This window comes from Stutzerimonas stutzeri, from assembly GCF_019090095.1.
GTDB classification, from domain to species: Bacteria; Pseudomonadota; Gammaproteobacteria; order Pseudomonadales; family Pseudomonadaceae; genus Stutzerimonas; species Stutzerimonas stutzeri_AN.
In genome coordinates, this window is the sequence record NZ_JAGQFP010000003.1 from 17,410 (window position 1) to 37,980 (window position 20,571).

Sequence of the window (20,571 nt, forward strand, 5' to 3'; positions counted from 1 at the left end):
GCGGACTTTAGTCGCAATTTCCTCGGTCTGACTATCCAAGCTCAACCGATCAGTCGCTGCCTTTCTCCGCCAAGGCCACCGCACGGAACATGGCGCGACGCTTGTTCAGCGTTTCCTCCCACTCCAGCGCCGGCTGAGAGTCGGCAACGATACCGGCGCCCGCCTGCACGTGCAGCTCGCCGTCCTTGATCACCGCGGTGCGGATGGCGATGGCGGTATCCATGTTGCCGTTCCAGGCCAGGTAGCCGACCGCACCGCCATAGACGCCGCGTTTCACCGGCTCCAGCTCGTCGATGATCTCCATCGCGCGGATCTTGGGCGCCCCGGACAGGGTGCCGGCAGGCAGGATCGCGCGCAGTGCATCCATGGCCGTCAAGGGCGCCTTGAGCTGGCCGGTGACGTTGGAGACGATGTGCATGACGTTGGAGTAGCGCTCGATCACCATCTTTTCCGTGAGGCGCACCGAACCGTGTTCGGCCACGCGACCGACGTCGTTGCGGCCCAGGTCGATCAGCATGAGGTGCTCGGCCAGCTCCTTGGCGTCGCTGAGCAGATCCTTTTCCAGCGCCAGGTCCGCTTCCTCGTTGGCACCGCGTGGCCGGGTGCCGGCGATCGGCCTGACCGTCACCAACCCTTCCTCGACGCGCACCAGCACTTCCGGCGATGAACCCACCACGTGGAAGTCGCCGAAGTTGAAGAAGTACATATAGGGTGTGGGGTTGAAGCAGCGCAACGCGCGGTAGAGGTCGATCGGCGCGGCGTTGAAGGGTATCGACATGCGCTGGGAAATCACCACCTGCATGCAGTCGCCGGCAAGGATGTAGTCCTTGATGCGCTCAACGGCCTGTTCGTAATCCCCGCGACTGAAGCTGGAGCGGAACGCCGGCTCGGTGCCGCCTCCGCTTTCGAAATCCAGGCCCAGGCGCGGCATGATCGACTGGCGCAGTTTCTCGCGCAGCGCTTGCAGCTTGGCCAGTCCCGCCTCGTAGGCGTCCGGCTGCGCTGGATCGGCCAACACGATGCAGTGCAGCTTGCCGGCCAGGTTGTCGAACACCACCACCGCATCGGAGACCATCAACAGGATATCCGGCGTACCCAGCGGATCGGGGTTGGGGCATGTCGCCAGCTTGCGCTCCACATAGCGCACGCTGTCGTAGCCGAAGTAGCCCACCAGCCCCCCGTTGAAGCGCGGCAGGCCATCGACCGGCGCCACGCGGTAACGCTGCTGGAAGGATTCGACGAAGGCCAGCGGGTCTTCGACCTCGCAGGTCTCGGTCTCGACGCCATCGGTGGTCACGCTGATCCGGTGATCCTGCACCCGCAGTACCGTGCGGCACGGCAGGCCGATGATGGAGTAGCGCCCCCACTTCTCACCGCCCTGCACGGACTCGAGCAGGTAGGAATTGGGCGCGTCGGCGAGCTTGAGATACAGCGTCAGCGGGGTATCGAAGTCAGCGATGGTTTCGAACGACAGGGGAATGCGGTTGTGGCCTTGGTCGGCCAAACGCAGGAATTCTTCGCGGGTCATGTCAGCCTCGTGGTCGGAGGGAGCTACTTGGGTCGGATGCAAACGGACCGGCCGAGCCGGCAGAAAGATGTCAGGCGCGCCAGCGCCAACGGGCCAGGGCCTTGATGACATTCATCCATTGTTTGCGAGTGACCACCACGATCTGATCTCGTCCAGGCGGATTACGGAACAGGGGCCACACTAGCGCAGCCCCGGAACCGAAGCAACCAGCTCGCGCAGGTCATCGACCACCAGGGCAGGCGCCTCGTTGGCGATGGGTTCGCCGTGGTTGTAGCCATAGGTGAGCGCAACGCAGGGCACGGCCGCCGCCTTCGCCGCGCGCACATCATTACGCGAGTCCCCGACGAACAGCGACTCGCCTGGCGCGACATCCGCCTTGTCCATGACCCAGAACAGCGCCGCCGGATCGGGCTTTTGCTGCGGCAAGGTATCGCCGCCCACCAGCCACTGGAAATACCCGGCCAGGCCCTTCTCCTCCAGCAGCGGCTCGATGAATTGCGCCGGCTTGTTGGTGATGATCGCCAGCTTCACGTCACGCTCGCGCAGCCAGTCCAGGCATTCGATGACACCTGGGTAAACGGTGGTCAGTGCATGACCACCGGAATAGGCCTGCATGAACAGCGCCAGCGCCTCGTCGGCCAACTCGTCCGCGACGCCGTCATGCTGCAGCTGCCCGGCCAGCGCTCGGCGCACCAGCACGCGCGAGCCATTGCCGACCCAGTCGCGCACCCGGGCGACGCCGACCGGCTCACGACCGAGCAACATCAGCATCTTGTCCACTGCGGCGGCCAGGTCCGGCACCGAGTCCATCAGTGTGCCGTCCAGGTCGAACATCACCATACGCGGCAGCCGACCGTCGAACAGCTGCTCCAGGCGGGTCATGGGCGAGCCAGCGCGAGTTCAGCGCGCATCTGGTCGATCACCGCCTTGTAGTCCGGTTGATTGAAGATCGCCGAGCCGGCCACGAAAGTATCGGCGCCCGCGGCGGCGATTTCGCGGATGTTCTTCGGATTGACGCCGCCGTCGATCTCCAGCCGGATGTCCCATCCGCTGGCATCGATCAGTGCACGCGCTTCGCGCAGTTTGTCGAGGGTGCCGGGAATGAACTTCTGCCCACCGAAACCGGGGTTCACACTCATCAGCAGCACCATGTCGACCTTGTCCATCACGTACTTGAGCACGTCCAGCGGCGTGGCCGGATTGAACACCAGGCCGGCCTTGGCGCCGCCGTCCTTGATCAGCTGCAGCGATCGATCGATGTGTTCGGAGGCTTCCGGGTGGAAGGTGATGTAGCTGGCACCCGCCTCGAGGAAATCACCAATCATGCGGTCGACCGGTTTGACCATCAGGTGCACGTCGATGGGTGCGGTGACGCCATGCTTGCGCAACGCCGCGCAGACCATCGGGCCGATGGTCAGGTTGGGGACGTAGTGGTTGTCCATGACATCGAAATGGACGATGTCCGCGCCAGCGGCGAGCACGTTGTCCACTTCCTCGCCCAGGCGGGCGAAATTGGCGGAAAGAATCGAAGGGGCGATAGCGAACGGCTGCATGACGACCTCGGGTAGCACGGCGGAATGCCGCGCATTGTACCCGAGGGGTCAGGGTTGCGGCGCACCTGACATCCGTTGCGGATGCCGGTGCGCACAGGCTGGATCAGGTCAGCTCGTCGAAGCACTCGCCGATGATCGACAGGCCGCGGTCGAGCAGCTCGTCCTCGGCGGTCAAGGGCACCAGCACGCGCAGTACGTTGTAGTAGGAACCGCAGGACAGCAGGATCAGCCCTTTCTCCCGCGCCCTGGCAACGATCTGAGACGTGAGCGCAGCGGCCGGTCGCGCATGATCGCCCTCCTCGAACAGCTCGATGGCGATCATCGCGCCGAGCCCACGCACTTCGCCGATCTCCTTGTGCTTGGCCTGGATAGCCTTCAAGCCCGAGGTGAGCTTCTCGGCCACGGCCTTGCAGCGGTCGAGCAGCTTTTCTTCCTCGAAGATGTCTATCACCGCCAGCGCCGCCGCGCAGGACAGCGGGTTGCCGGCGTAGGTACCGCCCAGCCCGCCGGGTGCGATGGCGTCCATGATCTCGGCCTTGCCGCAGACGCCGGCGATCGGGAAGCCGCCACCGACCGACTTGGCGAAAGTGGTCAGATCCGCCACGACGCCCATCTGCTCCATGGCGAAGAAGGTACCGGTGCGCCCGGCGCCGGTCTGCACTTCGTCGGCGATCAAGAGGATGCCGTGCTGGTCGCAGAGTGCCCGCAGGCGGACCATGAATTCCTTCGGCGCGACGTTGAAACCGCCTTCGCCCTGTACCGGCTCGATGATGATCGCCGCGATGTCGCGTGGCTCGGCGTCATTCTTGAAGATGCGCTCGATGCTGGCGATCGATTCGTCGACGCTCACGCCATGAATGGCGCACGGGTACAGCGCGCGGAAGATACCGCCCGGCATCAGGCCCATGCCGGCGGAGTACGGTGCGACCTTGCCGGTCAAGCCGAGGGTCATCATGGTGCGGCCATGATAGGCGCCGGTGAAAGCGATCACGCCAGCGCGACCGGTGGCGGCGCGGGCGATCTTCACCGCATTCTCCACGGCCTCCGAGCCGGTGGTGACGAGCAAGGTCTTCTTGGCGAAGTCGCCCGGCACCCGAGCGTTGATCTTCTCGCACAGCTCGACGTAGGGTTCGTAGGCCAGCACCTGGAAACAGGTATGGGTCAGCTTGTGCAGCTGATCTTCCACCGCCTTGACGATTTTCGGGTGTAGGTGGCCAGTATTCAGCACGGCGATGCCACCGGCGAAGTCGATGAACTCGCGCCCCTCGACATCGACCACGCTGCTGTTCTTGGCATGATCGGCAAATATCGGGTGGATCTGGCCGACACCACGGGGGACGGCGGCGACACGGCGTTGCATCAGGGATTCGTTGGTCTTGCTCATAAGCTCCTCGGTAGCCGCTCATCGTCGGCACGGGTCTGAATGAACGCCTGGAAGCCGGGCCGGCAGCATACGATGATCGACTGCAGGGCCAACCGGGCGTTCGGATAACAGTAATAGCATGTGCAATATTTTGCACGCCCCAAATGCCCTATGAAACAGATTCTTTTTCCACCAGCTCGCACCGCGCGGCCCGCTCATTGGCGGTCAGCGCTCGCCAGGCCGGTTGTGCGACACGCGCGGCCTCGATGGCCCGACGGGTTTCGGCGCGCCCCATGTTCGGCACGTCGGCGATCAGCTCGCCGGTGGCAGGGTTGAAGATGTCGGTGCTCGCACCGTTGTCCGCATCGCACCACTGGCCATCGAGGTAGGCCTGGTGGCGCAACAGCGCGGGATGCTCGAGTCGCAGGGTCATGTGGGCGTCCAGGTCAGGCAGGTTGTTGGGTGCGCATCTTTTCGGAGCGGCCGCGCAGCCACTCCAGGGTCAGCAACAGCGCAATGGAGAAGCCGATCAACAGGGTGGCCGCGGCCGCGATGGTCGGGCTGAGGTTTTCCCGGATGCCGCTGAACATCTGCCGCGGCAGGGTGATCTGCTCGGGGCCGGCGAGGAACAGCGTCACCACGACTTCGTCGAACGAGGTCGCGAAGGCAAACAGCGCGCCACTGATCACCCCCGGTGCGATCAGCGGCAGCGTCACCCGGAAGAACGCCGTCAACGGCGATGCGCCCAGGCTTGCGGCAGCGCGCACCAGGTTGTGATTGAAGCCCTGCAGCGTCGCCGACACCGTGATGATCACGAACGGCACACCCAGCACCGCATGCACCAGGATCAGCGACAGGTAGCTGTTGCCCATGCCCAACGGCGCGAAGAACAGGTAACTGGCCACACCGACGATCACCACCGGCACCACCATGGGCGAGATCAACAGCGTCATCACCAGCGACTTACCGCGAAACTCGCCCCGGGTCAGACCGATCGCCGCCAGAGTGCCGAAGACCATCGCCAGCGCAGTGGCGGCCGGCGCGATGAGCAACGAGTTCTTCAGCGAGCGCATCCAGTCCGCCGAGCTGAACAGTGCCTCGTACCAGCGCAGCGACACGCCCTGCAGCGGATAGACCAGGAAGGAACCGGAGTTGAACGACAACGGCACGATCACCAGCACCGGCACGATCAGAAACAGCAGCACCAGTGCGCAGATGATGCGCAGCGTGTAATACCAGACGCGCTCGACGGGCGACATGTAGGGGCTCAGCATGGAAGGTTCTCCTGCGCAGAAAAACGAATGGCGTGCCGTATTGGCTGAACGCTGCGAACCCCCATGCTCAACCCAACCTCAACCGGCTGGCGCCGACCAGCCAGCTGTAGACGATGTACAGCAGCATGGTCGCGAGCAGCAGCAGCCCGCCCAGTGCCGTGGCCATGCCCCAGTTGATGGTGGTGTTGGTGTAGAAGGCGACGAAGTAGCTGACCATCTGGTCGTTCGGGCTGCCGAGCAGCGCCGGGGTGATGTAGTAGCCGATGGCGATGATGAACACCAACAGGCACCCGGCACCCACGCCCGCGAGGGTCTGCGGGAAGTACACCCGCCAGAAGCTGGCGAAGGGGTGGCAACCCAGGGAGATCGCCGCGCGCATGTAGCTCGGCGAGATGCTCTTCATCACGCTGTAGATCGGCAGGATCATGAACGGCAGCAGGATGTGCACCATGGCGATGTAGACGCCGGCGCGATTGAACACCAGCTGCAGCGGCTGATCGATCAGCCCCATCTTCAACAGCGCACCGTTGATCAGGCCGCTCGATTGCAGCAACACGATCCACGCCGCGACACGCACCAGGATCGAAGTCCAGAACGGCAGCAGCACCATGATCATCAACAGGTTGCTCTGGCGCGCCGGCAGGTTGGCCAGCAGGTAGGCCAGCGGATAGGCCAACACCAGGCAGATGGCAGTGATCACCAGGCCCATCCAGAAGGTCCGGGCGAAGATGTCCAGGTACACCGCCTGATCCGGCGAAACCGGCGCCAGCTCACCGAGATCGTCGATACGGTGATCGAGCGCGGCCAGCAGGTAATACGGCGTGACGGCACTGTCGTTGCGGCGAATCACCTGCCAGTAGGCTGGGTCGCCCCAACGCTCATCGAGCGCTTCGAACGCATCCCGATAGGATTGCGGTTGCGCCTTGAACGGCAACGCCCGCGCGGTTTTGCTGAGCAAGCTGCGGTAACCGGCCTGCTCCATGTTCAGGCGCTTCGACAGATCGCCCAGCGACTGATTGCGCCGGGCCTCCAGCAGGTCCTCGCTCAATGCCTGATACACCGGATCGTCCGGCAGGCCGCGGCCATCCCAGTCAGCGATCGCCTGAACGGTGCGCGGCAGGCTGGAAACCACTTCCGGGTTGTCGACACTGCGCCAGAGCAGCGAGGCGATCGGCAGTACGAAGGTGAGCAGCAAGAACACCAGCAGCGGCAGGATCAGCGCCTTGGACTTCAGTCGATTCAGGCGTTCGGCACGCGCCAGCCGCCGCTTCAGGTTGGGCTCGGCGAGTTCGGAAACAGGCAGGGAGACGGCAGTAGCCATGGCGAACTCCGCAAGGTTTCAGGATTCAGGCGCACGACCGATCGACGATCGGCCGTGCGAGTACGGCATGGCGCGCTTAGCGGGCGGCCCAGGCGTTGAAGCGCTGCTCCAGCTGCTCGCCGTAGTCAGCCCAGAAGGTCACGTCCATCGCCACCTGGTTGGCGATGTTTTCCGGCGTGGTGGGCATGTTCTTCAACAGTTTCGGGTCGAGTAGCTCGACCGCCTTCGTGTTGGCCGGACCGTAGGCGATGTTCTCGGAGTAGGCCTTCTGCTGCTCGGGCTGCACGGTAAAGGCAACGAACTCCAGGGCCTCCTTCTGGTTCTTCGCGCCCTTGGGGATGGCCCAGGAATCGAAGTCATAGATACCGCCATCCCAGACGATTTGCAGATTGCTTTCATCCTGCACCGCGGCGATACGGCCGTTGTAGGCGCTGCTCATGACCACGTCGCCGGAGGCCAGGAACTGCGGCGGCTGAGCGCCGGCTTCCCACCACTGGATGCTGGGCTTGATCTGATCGAGTTTCTTGAACGCCCGGTCCTGACCCTCCTTGGTAGCCAGCACCTTGTAGACGTCCTTCGGCGCAACGCCATCAGCCATCAGTGCAAACTCCAAGGTGTACTTGGCGCCCTTGCGCAGGCCGCGCTTGCCAGGAAATTTCTCGGTGTCCCAGAAATCCGCCCAGCCGCTCGGCGCGCTGGCGAGCTTGTCGGCGTTGTAGGCCAGCACCGTGGACCAGACGAAGAAGCCGACGCCGCAGGGTTGTACCGCGCCCTCGACGAAATCGTCCGGATTGCCGACCACCGAAGGGTCTATCTCCTCGAACAGCCCCTCGTCGCAGCCACGCGACAACTCCGGCGACTCGACCTCTACCAGGTGCCAGGACACGCTGTTGGTGTCGACCATGGCCTTTACCTTGGCCATCTCGCCGTTGTATTCGCCGGCGATGATCTTGTTGCCGGTCTTGGCCTCGAAGGGTTCGTTGAAGGCCTTGATCTGCGCTTGCTTGTTGGCGCCGCCGAAGGTGACGGCCGTGAGGTTTGCCGCCGAGGCCTGCGCGGCGCATGCCAGGCCGATACTCAGGGCGGTCAATTTCAGGATGTTCAGCATTGTCGTTCGCTCCATGATGCGGTTGAAAACAGCTTCTTGTTGTTGTCCCTGCTTATGCCGCTTGCAGCGGATCCAGTGCACGGACGTGTTCCACCTGCCAGCCGATCGGCACGACGTCGCCAACCGCCAGGGCGGGATCGAATTCGGCGATCGGCTGCTTGACGAAGAAATCGCTGACGCCGCATACCTCGAGCCGAATGCGGATGTGATCGCCCAGATAGACGAACTCGGCCACCCGCCCGGTGAAGCGATTCGGGCAACTGGCGCTGGCGCCGTTGAGGCGCACCCGCTCGGGTCGAATCGACAGGTTGACCGGAGCGCCCGGCGCGCCGACCTTGACCGCCAGTGCCTCGACCCGCTCGCCGCGACCCAGCTCGACGACGCAGTTCTCCCCGTCCCGGCTGACCAGCCGCGCCGGCAGGCGATTGTTCTCGCCGAGAAAGTTGGCCACGAAGGTGTTCGCCGGACGCTCGTACAGCGCTCGCGGCTCGTCGATTTGCTGGATCTCGCCCTGATGGAACACGGCGACCCGATCGGACATGGTCAGCGCCTCACCCTGGTCGTGCGTGACGTAAACCACGGTCACGCCCAGGCTTTGGTGCAGGTGCTTGATCTCCATCTGCATCTGCTCGCGCAACTGTTTGTCCAGCGCGCCCAGCGGCTCGTCCATCAGTACCAGCTGCGGTTCGAAGACCAGCGCCCGGGCCAGCGCCACACGCTGCTGCTGGCCGCCCGAGAGCTGCGCCGGGTAGCGGTTGCGAAAGCCTTCCAGCTGCACCATCGACAGCGCGCGCTTGACCCGCTCCTTGATGTCGAGCTTGGGCATGCCGCGCACGCTGAGGGGAAAGGCGAGGTTTTCCGACACCGTCATGTGCGGGAACAGGGCGTAGTTCTGGAACACCATGCCCATGTCGCGCTTGTGCGGCGGCAGCTTGTTGATCGAGCGGCCGCCGAGCAGGATCTCCCCCGCAGTAGGCGTCTCGAAGCCGGCGAGCATCATCAGGCTGGTGGTCTTGCCGGAGCCCGACGGGCCGAGCAACGTGAGGAATTCGCCCTTGCGGATATCCAGGTTGAGGTCTTTGACGATCAGCGCTTCGCCGTCGTAACTCTTCTGGATGCCTCGAAAGCTGACCAGTACATCGTTCGCGTTGGAGTCGAGCATGCCGCACCTGTGTGCCGTTGTTCCGTGAGCACAGGTTAGGAGCGGCGCGAACCGGCGAATATCGGCGCAGCTGAGTGATTGGACTCAGCGAAACGGAGAGGCGCGTGTAGGGAATGCCCTACAGCCGTCGCGCCCTCAAGCGGCACGCGTGACCACCGGGCAAGGCGTGAGGCGGGATCGAAGGGGCCTGCGCCGGTGCTTAGTGAGGCGGCTCAGACGAGCTTGTGCTCCATGGCGTAGCGCACCAGGTCGGCCACCGAATGGGCGACCAGCTTCTGCATCAGGCGCGCCTTGTGGGTGCTGATGGTCTTGCTGCTGAGCGCCAGCTTGGCGGCAATGTCGTTGACCGAGTCACCGTGCACGAGCCGTTCGAATACCGAATACTCGCGTTCGGACAACAGCGCATGGGGCGGCCGGGAGTCGGTCAAACCGACCTCGAAGACCATGCGGTCGGCCAGCTCGGGATCGATGTAGCGGCCACCGGAAGCGACCTTGCGCACCGCGGTCAGCAGCAAGGCCGGGTCGCTGTCCTTGGTGGCATAACCGGCCGCACCGACCTTGAGGGCGCGCGCCGCCATCTGCGCCTCGTCGTGCATCGACAACACCAGGATCGCCGGCGGCTCGCTCAGCGCGCGGATTCGCGGAATGGCTTCCAGGCCACTGACGCCGGGCATGGAGATGTCCAGCAGGACGACATCACAGGGGGTCAGGCGCAACTGGTCGAGCAGCTGCTGACCGTTGCCCGCTTCACCGATGACCTGCATATCCTTGGCCAGCCCGATCAGCTGCTTGATGCCCTCACGGACGATGGTGTGGTCTTCAGCGACGATTACCCGAATCATGGCCTAGCTCTCCAATGTACTGATCAGTGGCGCCGGTTGGGCCGGCGCATCCAGCGGCACTGATACCCGGATCAGCGTGCCCTCGCCCGGCTGGCTCTCCAGCGCCAACGTGCCGCCCAGCATCTGAGCCCGCTCCTGCATGCCGACCAGGCCAAACGACAGCCCCTGGCGCCCCGGCTGCACCACGAAGCCCTGGCCATCATCGCTGATGCTCAGACTGAGCACATCCCCTCGCTGCTCCAGGCACAGGCTCACGGTCTGCGCGTTGGCGTGACGCATCACGTTGGTCAAGGCTTCCTGGAGAATGCGAAACAGGCCGACGGCCTTGGCACTGCTCAGTTGCGGCGGGCACTCCGGCACCTCGACCAGGCAGGCGATGCCGGTGCGCTCCTCGAAGCGCCGCGCCTGCCAGTCAATGGCCGACGCAATCCCCGCGTCCAGGATCGGGGGGCGCAACGCGGTCGCGACATCGCGTACCTGCTGGAACAACAGGGCGATCAACCGCTTCATGCTCTGCAATCGGGCCGCCAGGCCGGGGTCCAGCTCGGCGAAGCTGATTTCGCACATGGAGATTTCCAGCTTCAGTACCGTCAACATCTGGCCCAGCTCGTCGTGCACTTCGCGTGCGATATGTGCTTTTTCTTCCTCGCGCACGGTTTCCACGTGCGCCGCCAGTTTGCGCAACTGGGCACGCGAGGCGTCCAGCTCCAGCTCGATCCGCTTGTTGTCGGTGATGTCCCAGACGATACCGTCCCAGACCTGCCGCCCCTCGAGCTGCCCGCGGACCGAGGCGCGGATATCGGCCCAGCGAGTTTCACCGGAACGGGTCAGGATGCGCCCCTGCCAGTGCCAGTCACTCATGCTGTCGAGCGCCTGCTGCTGACTGCTCCAATAGCCCGGCTCGTCATCGGGATGAACCAGGCTGCGAATGCCGCGGCCCGGCTGTTGCAGCAAGTCCGCCGAATAGCCGACCAACCGTTGGCTGGCCTCGCTGATGTAGCCGATGCTCACCGGCGCGCCGGGCTCCTGCCGCTCGAGACGAAACACCAGCCCCGGCACGTTGCCGGCCATGGCCTTGAGCCGCACCTCGCTTTCCTGCAACGCCGCACTGGCCCGGCGTCGCTCGGTGATGTCAGCGAGAAACACCACCAGGTATTCCTTGCTGCCGAAGCGCAGAAAACTCAGGGTGACGGCCGCTGGAAAGCGGCTGCCATCGACTCGCTGCCAGTCGCGTTCGTGCACCTGATGATCGTCGATGCCGCTGCGCGCGGCGCGCCAGAGCTGCAGCCAGTCATCCATGCCCAATGCCGGATCCAGCGCCTGCAGGGGTTGATCGATCAGCTCGTTGGCGGCGTACCCCAGCAGCTCCTCGGCGGCCTGGTTGGCGTACCGCACGTGACTGTCCCAATTCAGCCAGAGGATGCCGACGGTGCTGTGGTCGAGGCAGAACTGCGTGAGGCGCTGCGCCTCTTCGGCGGCCTCGCGCAGCTCGATGTCCCGCCGCGCCGATTTCAGGCGCGCCTCGAGCAGCCCCTGCTGGCGTCGCTGCCAGACCAGCGCCATGAGCGCCGCCAGCAACAGCAGGCCCAGCAACAGACTGAGGCTGCGCCAATGGCTGATGCGCCGGGACTGGTCGATGCTGCGCGACTTCAACCACTGTTCCTGAAGCCGGCCGAGCTCCTGTGCCGGGAAACTGCGCAGCGCCTGGTCGATCACGGCGCTCATCACGGGACTGTCGCGACGCGAGCCGATCCGCAGCAGCTGCGGAATGCCCAGGTCGCCGACGACATCCAGCGAGGCATATTCGGCGCGCTGCGACAGCCGACCGTATAGCGGCTCGTCGACGATGGCAAAGCGCACCCGCGCCTCGACCAGCTGGCGCAGTGCTTCGAACTGGCTGGACACCTCCAGCACCGGCTGGCTCGGATAATTGCTGCGCATGTAGTCGGCCACCGGGCCTGGACCTTCGAGGGCGATCACGTCATCGCTGTCCAGACGTTCGAGATCGATGGCCCGAGGACCGGCGACATCGCCGATAATCAGTCTCGGCACACGTAGAACGGGATCGCTGTAGCGCCAGGTGCGCAGCCCTTCGCGCGTCTGCCGCAGCCCGGGGGCGAGGTCGATCTCATCGGCGCGCATGGCTTTCTCCAGCGCGTCCTCATCGATGAAGCGATGCCACTGCAGCTCGACCCCGAGCCCGGCCGCGAGCCGCTCCATGAACTGCACGTTGAAACCGGACAAGCGTCGCTGGCGCTGGTCAAATTCGGCAAAAGGCGGGGTCATCACGACGCCGACGCGCCATTGCCGATGTTCGCGCAACCACGCCAGTTGCGCGTCGCTCAGCGGAACGCTCCAGGCATGCGCTGGCAGATGAACCAACGAGAGCAGCAGCAGGCAGCAACGCAGCAGAGATGACACCATAGGCCTCACGAGATCGGCAGACAGGCCGAAACGCTTTTGTAGTGCATCTGCACCGCCGGCGCCAGCATTCTCACGGCCAGGTCGGTGCTTGAGAGGAAGCCCATGTTGTCTACCCGCCATCCCGTCAGGTACTTCGCCATGCTCTGCGTGGCATTGGCCACGCATTCGGCTATCGCGGCGGACGAGCCCGCGGCACCGGAGCCCGTGCCGGAAGCGGTCCCGACCGATCACCCGGTGCCGCTCTCGCGCAGCGACACCATTGCCGCTGAACTGAAACGCCAGTTGCCGGCGAGTGAATTCGTGAACCTGAACGCCGCGGAGGAAGACTTCGTCGCCCTATGGCGACCGGCCAACGACGGCGATCCGAAAGGCGTCATCATCCTGCTACCCGGCGAGGGTGAAAGCGCGGACTGGCCACGCGGCGTTGGTCCGCTCCGGCGCGGCCTACCCGATCACGGCTGGCATACGCTGAGCCTGAGCCTCCCAGATGCCGCCGCACCTGTCGCGTCAGTAACGGCCGACCCCGCAACCGAGCCCGCCGCGCCGGAGCAAGCCAGCGGCGAAACCTCCGAACCCGAGCAGGCGTCGCCTCCCAGCGAGGCGGGCTACCTCCCGGAAACGACCTCCGCCGCCACTGATACGGCAGGCGAACCGGCTAACGAGCCCGAGGCCGCCGACGCCTCCACTGCGCCCACCCCATCGCTCACCCAGGCCGAGCGAATCGCCAAACGCATCGAGGCGGCACTGGCATTCGCCCGCAGCAAGCAGCCAGCCGCCATGGTGCTGCTCGGTCACGGCACCGGTGCTTACTGGGGTGCGCAGTTCCTGCAGCAACAGGGACCGCCCGACGTCACGCGCCTGGTCATGGTGCAACCGCGCCAACCCGACGGACAGGATGAGCCGCTCGCGCAGCTGGTGGCGCCACTCAAGCTGCCGATCGATGATTTCTATAACAAGGAAGGGGCCGGCACCCTGTCGGCTGCCCGCGACCGGTTGAATGCCAGCCGCCGCAACCGGCATCCCAGCTACGGCCAGATAGGACTGCCGCCACGGACCGGGGATCGCCAGGTCGACGACGAACAGCTGTTGCGGCGCGTCCGTGGCTGGCTGTCACGGACGCCGTAAGGGTCGCGCCCTAGGCTCTGTACGAAAAGTCGTCGAGCGAAGGTCAGGCAAGGCGAAAACGCTCGAAGACGCGCAGTTTACGCAGTGTAAATGAGCATTCTGACCGGGCTGGCGTACCAGAGCGATTTCAACGCCGCATCACCGAGCGCAGGCACTTTTCGTACAAAGCCTAGCGAAACCCCCGCCGCTCACGCACAAGGTTATAGGCGCTGTGCAGTTCGCGCGTCCGCTCGGTAGCCTCGCGTACCTGAGTGGCGTTCGCGCCCGCGCCGGCCTGCTTGTCGGGATGATGCTTGCTGAGTAGCCGCCGGTAGGCCCGCTTGATCGCCTGCGGATCGCTGTCGGCGCGCACGCCGAGCAAACGCAGCGCCTGCTCGTAGGCCCCGCCCAGGTTGCTCGGCGCGCCCTGCTGACGCCCGCCGCGCGGGTCCAGCGCCGCAATCGCGGCCGCATCCCAGCCCATCCACTTGCCCCAGAGCATCACCAATTCATGCTCGCGCGCATCGATCTGCCCCTGCGCGCGAGCCATCCGCCAGCAAGCCTGAAGCACCGCCTTGGCCTCGTCGTGGCGACCACTCAGGCGCTGTAGTGGATCACGCAGGCCGTCACCACTGGACTTGCCCCGGTAGAAGGCATCGATGGCGGCTCGCTGGGCAGCGGGCGCCAGTTGTCGCCGCTGCATCTCGCTGCGCGCAGCCTGGATATGCGCCTCGCTGATCCGACCGCTGCTCTTGGCCAGCCGCCCGAGGAGAAAGAACAACAGTTCATCGCCGTGCAGCGTCGGTCTTGCGCCCGTCATGCGCTCGCGCAATCGGGTCCAGGACGTCAACCCGAGGCGCCGATCGATACCCTGGCCAAGCAGCGCGCCGAGCAGCGCCCCGGGGATACTCGCGATCAGCCAGCCGAGCAGAGCCCCTAAGAGGGTGATGGGCCAGAACATTCAGCGACGCGCCTCGAGGATGCCCTCGACTTCGGCCAGTCGCTCGTGGGTACCGACATCGACCCAGCACCCGCTGTAGTGCTCACCGCTCACCGCGCCTTCGGCCATGGCCTGGCGCAACAGCGGCGCGAGCTTGAAGGCGCCAGCACGGCAGCCCCGGAACAGCTGTGGATGCAGCACGGCGATGCCGCTGTAGGTAAAGGTAGTCCCCGACGCACCTTCCATGACCTTGCCGTCGGTCAACTGGAAATCCCCCGCGGGATGGTGAGGCGGATTGTCCACCAGGACCAGATGCGCCAGCGCCGTGGGCGGCAGCGCCAGCGAAGCGAAGTCGAAATCGGTCCAGATGTCGCCATTGACCACGATGAACGGCTGATCGCCCAACAGCGGCAGCGCGCGATGGATCCCGCCCCCCGTCTCGAGCGGCTCGCCCTCGGCCGAGTACTGGATCTGCACGCCGAAACGATCGCCCGTCCCCAGATAGGCCTCGATCTGCTCGCCGAGCCAGGCATGATTGATCACCAGCTCGGTTATTCCCGCGCCCGCCAACGCGCGAAGGTGATATTCGATCAGCGGCACGCCGCCGACCTGCACAAGCGGCTTGGGCGTGTGCAGGGTCAGCGGGCGCAGGCGCTCGCCCTTGCCCGCGGCGAGAATCATCGCCTTCATGGTTGCACCTGCTCGTCGGGAAGGCTTTTCAGTAGAGCACGCAGTTCTGCCAGCTCGGGGCGGCGCGCCGTCACGGTCTCGATGTAAGCGAAGAACCGCGGCACATCGGCCAGGTAGCGTGGCTTACCGTCACGGTGGCAGATCCGCGCGAAGATGCCGATGACTTTCAGATGCCGCTGCAGGCCCATCAGGTCGCTGGCGCGCTGGAAGTCGTCGAAGCGCTCGTGGACCGGAATACCCGCGACCCGTGCGGCGTCCCAATAGCGCCGCAGCCAATCCTGCACCCGCGCCTCCGGCCAACTGAGAAACGCATCCTTGAACAGCGATGTGATGTCGTAGGTCACCGGGCCGACTACCGCATCCTGGAAGTCCAGCACGCCCGGGTTAGGTTCGCTGATCATGAGATTGCGCGGCATGTAGTCGCGATGCACCAGCACTCGAGGCTGCTGCAGCGCCGAATCGATCAGTAGCCGGCAGCTGCGTTCCCACACCTGCAGCTCAGCCGCACTGAACTGATGCTCCAGATGACGCTGCACGTACCACTCGGGGAACAGTTGCAGCTCGCGGCGCAACAGTGCCTCGTCGTAGCTCGGCAGCGATGTCGCCAGCGGCAAGCGCTGAAAGGCGAGCAGCGCCTCGATAGCATCGCCGAACAGCCGGTCGGCATTGGTTTCGTCGATGACGTCCAGGTAGGTCTGGCGCCCCAGATCGCTCAGCAGCAGAAAGCCGCGATCAAGGTCTTCGGCCAGAATCTCCGGCACGTTGACGCCTGCACTGGCGAGCAACGCCGCCACCGCGACGAACGGCCGGCAGTTCTCCTGCGGCGGCGGCGCGTCCATCAGGATGAAGCTGCGCCCCTGCGCCTCCCAGCGAAAGTAGCGGCGGAAACTGGCGTCGCTGCTGGCGGGGGCCAGCGGTGCCTCAGGTACGCTGCCCCAACCGCGGCGCGCAAAAAGCTCGCTTAACTGGGGGGCCAACCAGGCACTCAGGTCCTGCAGGCGTTGATCGTGTTGCGGCATATCAGTGCTCTCCGCGGCGCTAGCCGATAGACGGGTCATGCTTTATTATCCAGCATCTTTTTCAGCCCATCGAGAGGCGTGCGGCCCAGCCCGGCCGATGGCTCGCCGCAAGCACGGACCCCAAAACAAGATGGCAGTCAAACATCCCGCTTTTCGTAAAAAATTCCCTCTGTTGGTCACTGGCGGTCTGCTCGCGTTGCAGCCCGTCGCCCTGCCCGTCGCGATCGCAGCCGAACAATTTGCCTGCCAGCCCGGTGCTGGCGGTGGCTGGAGCTGCGCCTCCGACGCTGCCAGCCCCGAGTTGCCGCCCCGCCCGGTGCATCGCGGCAGCGCTGCCAGCGACAACACGGCCCAGCCGCGCAGCAGCAAGACCAAGGCAGCCCCGACAGCCACCACCAAGCTGGTAAATGAGAGCAAGGGCCGTGCGCTGGCATCGCGTAGCGCCGACTATAGCCATCTGGACTGGGTACCGCGCGATCAACTGACCAATGCTCAGTTGGCCGAGACGGGCCCGTACTGTGCAGGCACCTATGTCGAGCCGAGCCGTCCGGGTCAGTTCGACAACACGCCGATGAGCGAAGCGCCCACCTATGTATCGGCGAAAGCCACGCGCTACGAACAGCAGCAGGAAATCGCGACGCTGGCCGGTGACGTGGTGCTGCGCCAGGGTAGCATCCAGGCCGAAGCCGACGAGGCCAACCTCCACCAGCTGGAGAACCGTGGCGAGCTCAAAGGCAATGTGCGCCTGCGCGACCGCGGTGCACTGCTGGTCGGCGACCGCGCCGAGCTGTTCCTCGACACCGGTGAAGCCCAGGTCGAGAACGCCGAATACGTGGTTCACGAAGGCAAGGTCCGTGGCAGCGCGCTGTACGCCAAGCGCACCGACGACGCCATCATCCGTTTGAAAGACGGTACCTACACACGCTGCGAGCCGGGCGACAACGACTGGTACCTGCAGGGCAACAACGTCACCTTGAACCCAGCGACCGGCTTCGGCTCGGCGACCAACGTGACACTGCGGGTCAAGGGTGTACCGGTGTTCTACACACCCTATATCTACTTCCCCATCGACGACCGTCGTCAGTCAGGCTTCCTGGCGCCCAGCATCAGCTCGTCGAGCGATACCGGGCTATCGCTGATTACGCCGTACTACTTCAACCTGGCGCCGAACTACGACGCCACGCTGTACCCGAACTACATGACCGACCGCGGCCTGCTGATGGAAGGTGAGTTTCGCTACCTGACCCGCAGCAGCGAAGGCCAGTTCGGCGCCGCCTACCTCGACGACAGCAACGATGATCGCAAGCGGCAGTCCGAGTACGAAGACCAGCGCTGGATGTACAGCTGGCAGCACCGTACCGGCCTCGATAGCCGCTGGCTGGCTGAAGTCGACTACACCGATATCAGCGACCCTTATTACTTTCAGGATCTGGATACCCAGCTGGGCATCGACCAGCCGGACCACCTCGACCAACGCGGCACCCTGACTTACCGTGGCGACAGCTACACCGCACGGCTGAACGTGCACGCTTACGAGCGCGCAACCGTCGCTGACGTGACGCCCTACGAGCGCTTGCCGCAGTTGACCCTGAACGGGGCGTTGCCTTTCCAGCCGGGCGGCCTGCGCTTTGCTTATAACACCGAGTTCGTCAACTTCCAGCGCAGCCTGCGTGAAGGATTTTTCACGGATGAAGATGGCAACACCGGCCTGCCCGAGCATCGCTGGTACGACGACCGCCTGACAGGCCTGGCCCGTGCCGAAGGCGAGCGCCTGCATCTGGAGCCGGGCGTCAGCCTGCCGCTCGACTGGACCTGGGGCTTCGTCAAGCCGTCGCTCAAGTACGCCTACACCCAGTACGATCTCGACCTCGATGCGCGAGGCCGGCAGACGCTGGCCGCCTATGAGTCGTTCGACCAATCGCAGAACCGCAGCGTGCCGATCTTCAGCGTCGACAGCGGCCTGTATTTCGATCGTGACACCCAGTGGTTCGGCAAGGATTATCGCCAGACTCTCGAACCACGGCTGTTCTATCTCTACGTGCCGGAAGAGGATCAGGACGATATTCCAATCTTCGATACTGGCGAAAGCTCGTTCGGCTATTCCTCGCTGTGGCGCGAAAACCGCTTCTCCGGCAAGGACCGCATCGGCGACGCCAATCAGGTCTCGCTCGGCGTGACCAATCGCTGGATCGAGCCGAACGGGTTCGAGCGTCAGCGTCTGAGCATCGGCCAGGCGTTCTACTTCGAGGATCGCAAGGTCCAGCTTCGGGGCATCGACTATAGGACGCGTGCCAACGCGACCTCTTCGGTATCGCCCTATGCGCTCGAATACATGTACCGCTACAACCGGGACTGGCGCTTTACCTCCACCTTCAACTGGGACCCGGACAGCCACAGCACCCGCTCCGGCAGCGCCATGTGGCACTACCAGCCGGCCGACAATCCGAACAAGATCGTCAATATCGGCTATCGCTATCGCAACGATACCGTCCGATTCGACCAGGCTACCGGTCTGTGGACCTACGGCGGGGACTACGGCACACCAGGTACGCCGGAGTACATCAAGAACTACTACAAGATCAACCAGCACGACATCTCCACCATTTGGCCGATCGTGCCGCAGTGGAGCGTGATTGCGCGCTGGCAGCATGACTACAGCCGCAACCGTACACTGGAAGCCTTCGGCGGCTTCGAATACGACAACTGCTGCTGGAAGCTGCGACTGATCAATCGCTACTGGATCGACTACGACGAGACCAGTCTCAACCCATCGCAGAACGACGAGCCGGACAACGGCATCTTCCTGCAAATCGTCCTCAAGGGACTCGGCGGCGTGTTCGGCAGCTCCACCGAGACATTCCTCGACGAAGGCATACAAGGCTACCGTGAACGTGAAGATCAAGCTTTCTGATTTCCTGCGCCCGCTACTGGTGGGCGCGTTCCTGCTAGGCAACGCCACCCTGGTGGTCTCGGCGTCCGCCGAGGTGCGCCCTCTCGACCGCATCGTCGCCATCGTCGACAACGACGTCATCATGCAGAGCCAGCTGGACCAGCGTCTTCGCGAGGTCGAGCAGACCATCGAGAAGCGCGGCGCCGAAATGCCGCCACGTGACGTGATGCAACAGCAGGTACTCGAGCGTCTGATCACCGAGAACCTGCAACTGCAGATCGGCGAGCGCTCCGGCATCCGCATTTCCGATGAGGAACTCAACCAGGCGATGGGCACCATTGCCCAGCGCAACAACATGAGCCTCGATCAATTCCGCGCCGCCCTCGAGCGTGACGGGCTGAGCCTGGACACCGCACGCGAGCAGATCCGTCGAGAGATGGTCATCAGCCGCGTGCGCCAACGGCGCATCGCCGAACGTATCCAGGTCTCAAAGCAGGAGGTCGAGAACTTCCTCGCCTCCGACCTCGGCAAGATGCAACTTTCCGAAGAATATCGGCTGGCCAACATCCTGATCCCGGTGCCGGAATCAGCCGACTCGGCAGCCATTCAGGCAGCCGAGAAGATCGCCCGTGACACCTACGAGCAGCTGCAGAATGGTGCGGATTTCGCCAAATTGGCAGTCTCGCGCTCGGCCAGCGAGAACGCGCTGGAAGGCGGCGACATGGGCTGGCGCAAGGCCGCGCAGCTGCCCCCGCCGTTCGACAGCGAAGTCAGCACCATGAATGTCGGTGACTTCACCCAGCCTGTTCGCACACCGCCAGGCTTCATTCTGCTCAAGGTGCTGGACAAGCGCGGCGGCGACAATCAGGTACGCGAAGAAGTCCATGTTCGCCACATTCTGATCAAGCCGAGCCAGATCCGCAGCGAAGAAGAAAGTCGCCGCCTGGTACAGCGCCTGCGCGACCGCATCCTGGCGGGCGAAAGCTTTGCCGAGCTGGCAAAGAACTTCTCCGAAGACCCAGGCTCGGCACTCAACGGCGGCGATCTCAACTGGATCGATCCGAACTCGCTGGTGCCGGAATTCCGCGAAGTGATGGCCAACACGCCCAATGGCCAATTGTCCGAGGTATTCAAGACCCCGTACGGCTGGCACATCCTCGAGGTGCTCGGACGCCGCGCAACCGATGCCAGCGAAGAGGTTCGCGAACAACAGGCGCAGACACTGTTGCGCAACCGTAAATACGAGGAAGAGCTGCAAACCTGGCTGCGCCAGATTCGCGACGAGGCCTACGTCGAGATCAAGATCTGATTCTGACGCAATCGCGCACGCTACCCGCGGGCCTGCCAGTTTGG

16 protein-coding genes and 1 pseudogene are annotated in these 20,571 nt (G+C 64.3%); 3 read left to right on the forward strand and 14 right to left on the reverse strand.

Translation table 11 applies throughout. The features are described from left to right. Nucleotides 1–49: 49 nt before the first annotated feature. The 11 genes and pseudogenes from trpE to KVO92_RS19960 form a co-directional block, all read right to left on the reverse strand. Nucleotides 50–1,528, reverse strand: a complete 1,479-nt coding sequence (gene trpE, locus KVO92_RS19910; RefSeq protein ID WP_217477333.1) for an anthranilate synthase component I — start codon at nucleotides 1,526–1,528, stop codon at nucleotides 50–52. A gap of 180 nt (nucleotides 1,529–1,708) precedes the next feature. Next, a complete protein-coding gene (locus KVO92_RS19915; protein ID WP_217477334.1) occupies nucleotides 1,709–2,410 on the reverse strand; it encodes a phosphoglycolate phosphatase in 702 nt (233 codons plus the stop codon). After that, nucleotides 2,407–3,081 carry a ribulose-phosphate 3-epimerase gene (gene rpe / locus KVO92_RS19920; RefSeq protein WP_217477335.1) on the reverse strand — a complete coding sequence of 225 codons (675 nt, stop codon included), beginning with the start codon at nucleotides 3,079–3,081 and terminating at the stop codon, nucleotides 2,407–2,409. The genes KVO92_RS19915 and rpe overlap by 4 nt, the downstream gene beginning before the upstream one ends. A gap of 103 nt (nucleotides 3,082–3,184) precedes the next feature. Next, a complete protein-coding gene (gene gabT, locus KVO92_RS19925) occupies nucleotides 3,185–4,465 on the reverse strand; it encodes a 4-aminobutyrate--2-oxoglutarate transaminase (protein ID WP_217477336.1) in 1,281 nt (426 codons plus the stop codon). Between the two features lie 187 nt (nucleotides 4,466–4,652). Continuing rightward, nucleotides 4,653–4,877, reverse strand: a pseudogene (locus KVO92_RS19930) (aldehyde dehydrogenase family protein); the annotation flags it as partial. A gap of 13 nt (nucleotides 4,878–4,890) precedes the next feature. Continuing rightward, the gene (locus KVO92_RS19935) at nucleotides 4,891–5,718 is read right to left on the reverse strand and encodes an ABC transporter permease (RefSeq protein ID WP_217477338.1); all 828 of its coding nucleotides are present in this window, start codon (nucleotides 5,716–5,718) and stop codon (nucleotides 4,891–4,893) included. A gap of 67 nt (nucleotides 5,719–5,785) precedes the next feature. Continuing rightward, the gene (locus tag KVO92_RS19940; protein WP_217477339.1) at nucleotides 5,786–7,039 is read right to left on the reverse strand and encodes an ABC transporter permease; all 1,254 of its coding nucleotides are present in this window, start codon (nucleotides 7,037–7,039) and stop codon (nucleotides 5,786–5,788) included. 76 nt (nucleotides 7,040–7,115) lie between these two features. Then, entirely contained in the window at nucleotides 7,116–8,147 is a 1,032-nt protein-coding gene (locus tag KVO92_RS19945) for an ABC transporter substrate-binding protein (RefSeq protein ID WP_019341338.1), read from the reverse strand. 52 nt (nucleotides 8,148–8,199) lie between these two features. Then, a complete protein-coding gene (locus KVO92_RS19950) occupies nucleotides 8,200–9,309 on the reverse strand; it encodes an ABC transporter ATP-binding protein (RefSeq protein WP_217477340.1) in 1,110 nt (369 codons plus the stop codon). Nucleotides 9,310–9,521: 212 nt separating this feature from the next. Beyond that, complete coding sequence (locus KVO92_RS19955) at nucleotides 9,522–10,151, reverse strand: response regulator (protein ID WP_217477341.1); 630 nt, start codon at nucleotides 10,149–10,151, stop codon at nucleotides 9,522–9,524. A gap of 3 nt (nucleotides 10,152–10,154) precedes the next feature. Further along, nucleotides 10,155–12,575: a PAS domain-containing sensor histidine kinase gene (locus KVO92_RS19960; protein ID WP_217477342.1), complete on the reverse strand. Its 2,421-nt coding sequence runs from the start codon at nucleotides 12,573–12,575 to the stop codon at nucleotides 10,155–10,157. Nucleotides 12,576–12,677: 102 nt separating this feature from the next. Here KVO92_RS19960 and KVO92_RS19965 point away from each other — a divergent pair, with 102 nt between their 5' ends. After that, nucleotides 12,678–13,700, forward strand: coding sequence for an alpha/beta hydrolase family protein (locus KVO92_RS19965; protein ID WP_217477343.1), 1,023 nt, complete (start codon nucleotides 12,678–12,680; stop codon nucleotides 13,698–13,700). A gap of 169 nt (nucleotides 13,701–13,869) precedes the next feature. Here the strand turns inward: KVO92_RS19965 and KVO92_RS19970 are convergent, their stop codons facing one another. From KVO92_RS19970 to KVO92_RS19980, 3 genes are read right to left on the reverse strand one after another with little or no spacing between them, the layout of a single operon-like run. Continuing rightward, on the reverse strand, nucleotides 13,870–14,640 hold the full coding sequence (locus KVO92_RS19970) for a DnaJ domain-containing protein (protein ID WP_217477344.1): 771 nt from the start codon (nucleotides 14,638–14,640) through the stop codon (nucleotides 13,870–13,872). Continuing rightward, entirely contained in the window at nucleotides 14,641–15,309 is a 669-nt protein-coding gene (murU, locus tag KVO92_RS19975) for an N-acetylmuramate alpha-1-phosphate uridylyltransferase MurU (RefSeq protein WP_217477345.1), read from the reverse strand. It lies immediately after the preceding gene. Continuing rightward, on the reverse strand, nucleotides 15,306–16,328 hold the full coding sequence (locus tag KVO92_RS19980; protein WP_217477346.1) for an aminoglycoside phosphotransferase family protein: 1,023 nt from the start codon (nucleotides 16,326–16,328) through the stop codon (nucleotides 15,306–15,308). Before KVO92_RS19980 ends, murU begins: the two co-directional genes overlap by 4 nt. Nucleotides 16,329–16,458: 130 nt before the next feature. Here KVO92_RS19980 and KVO92_RS19985 point away from each other — a divergent pair, with 130 nt between their 5' ends. Further along, nucleotides 16,459–19,239 carry an LPS-assembly protein LptD gene (locus KVO92_RS19985; RefSeq protein ID WP_217477347.1) on the forward strand — a complete coding sequence of 927 codons (2,781 nt, stop codon included), beginning with the start codon at nucleotides 16,459–16,461 and terminating at the stop codon, nucleotides 19,237–19,239. After that, complete coding sequence (locus KVO92_RS19990; protein WP_217477348.1) at nucleotides 19,220–20,527, forward strand: peptidylprolyl isomerase; 1,308 nt, start codon at nucleotides 19,220–19,222, stop codon at nucleotides 20,525–20,527. The genes KVO92_RS19985 and KVO92_RS19990 overlap by 20 nt, the downstream gene beginning before the upstream one ends. Nucleotides 20,528–20,571 lie beyond the last annotated feature (44 nt).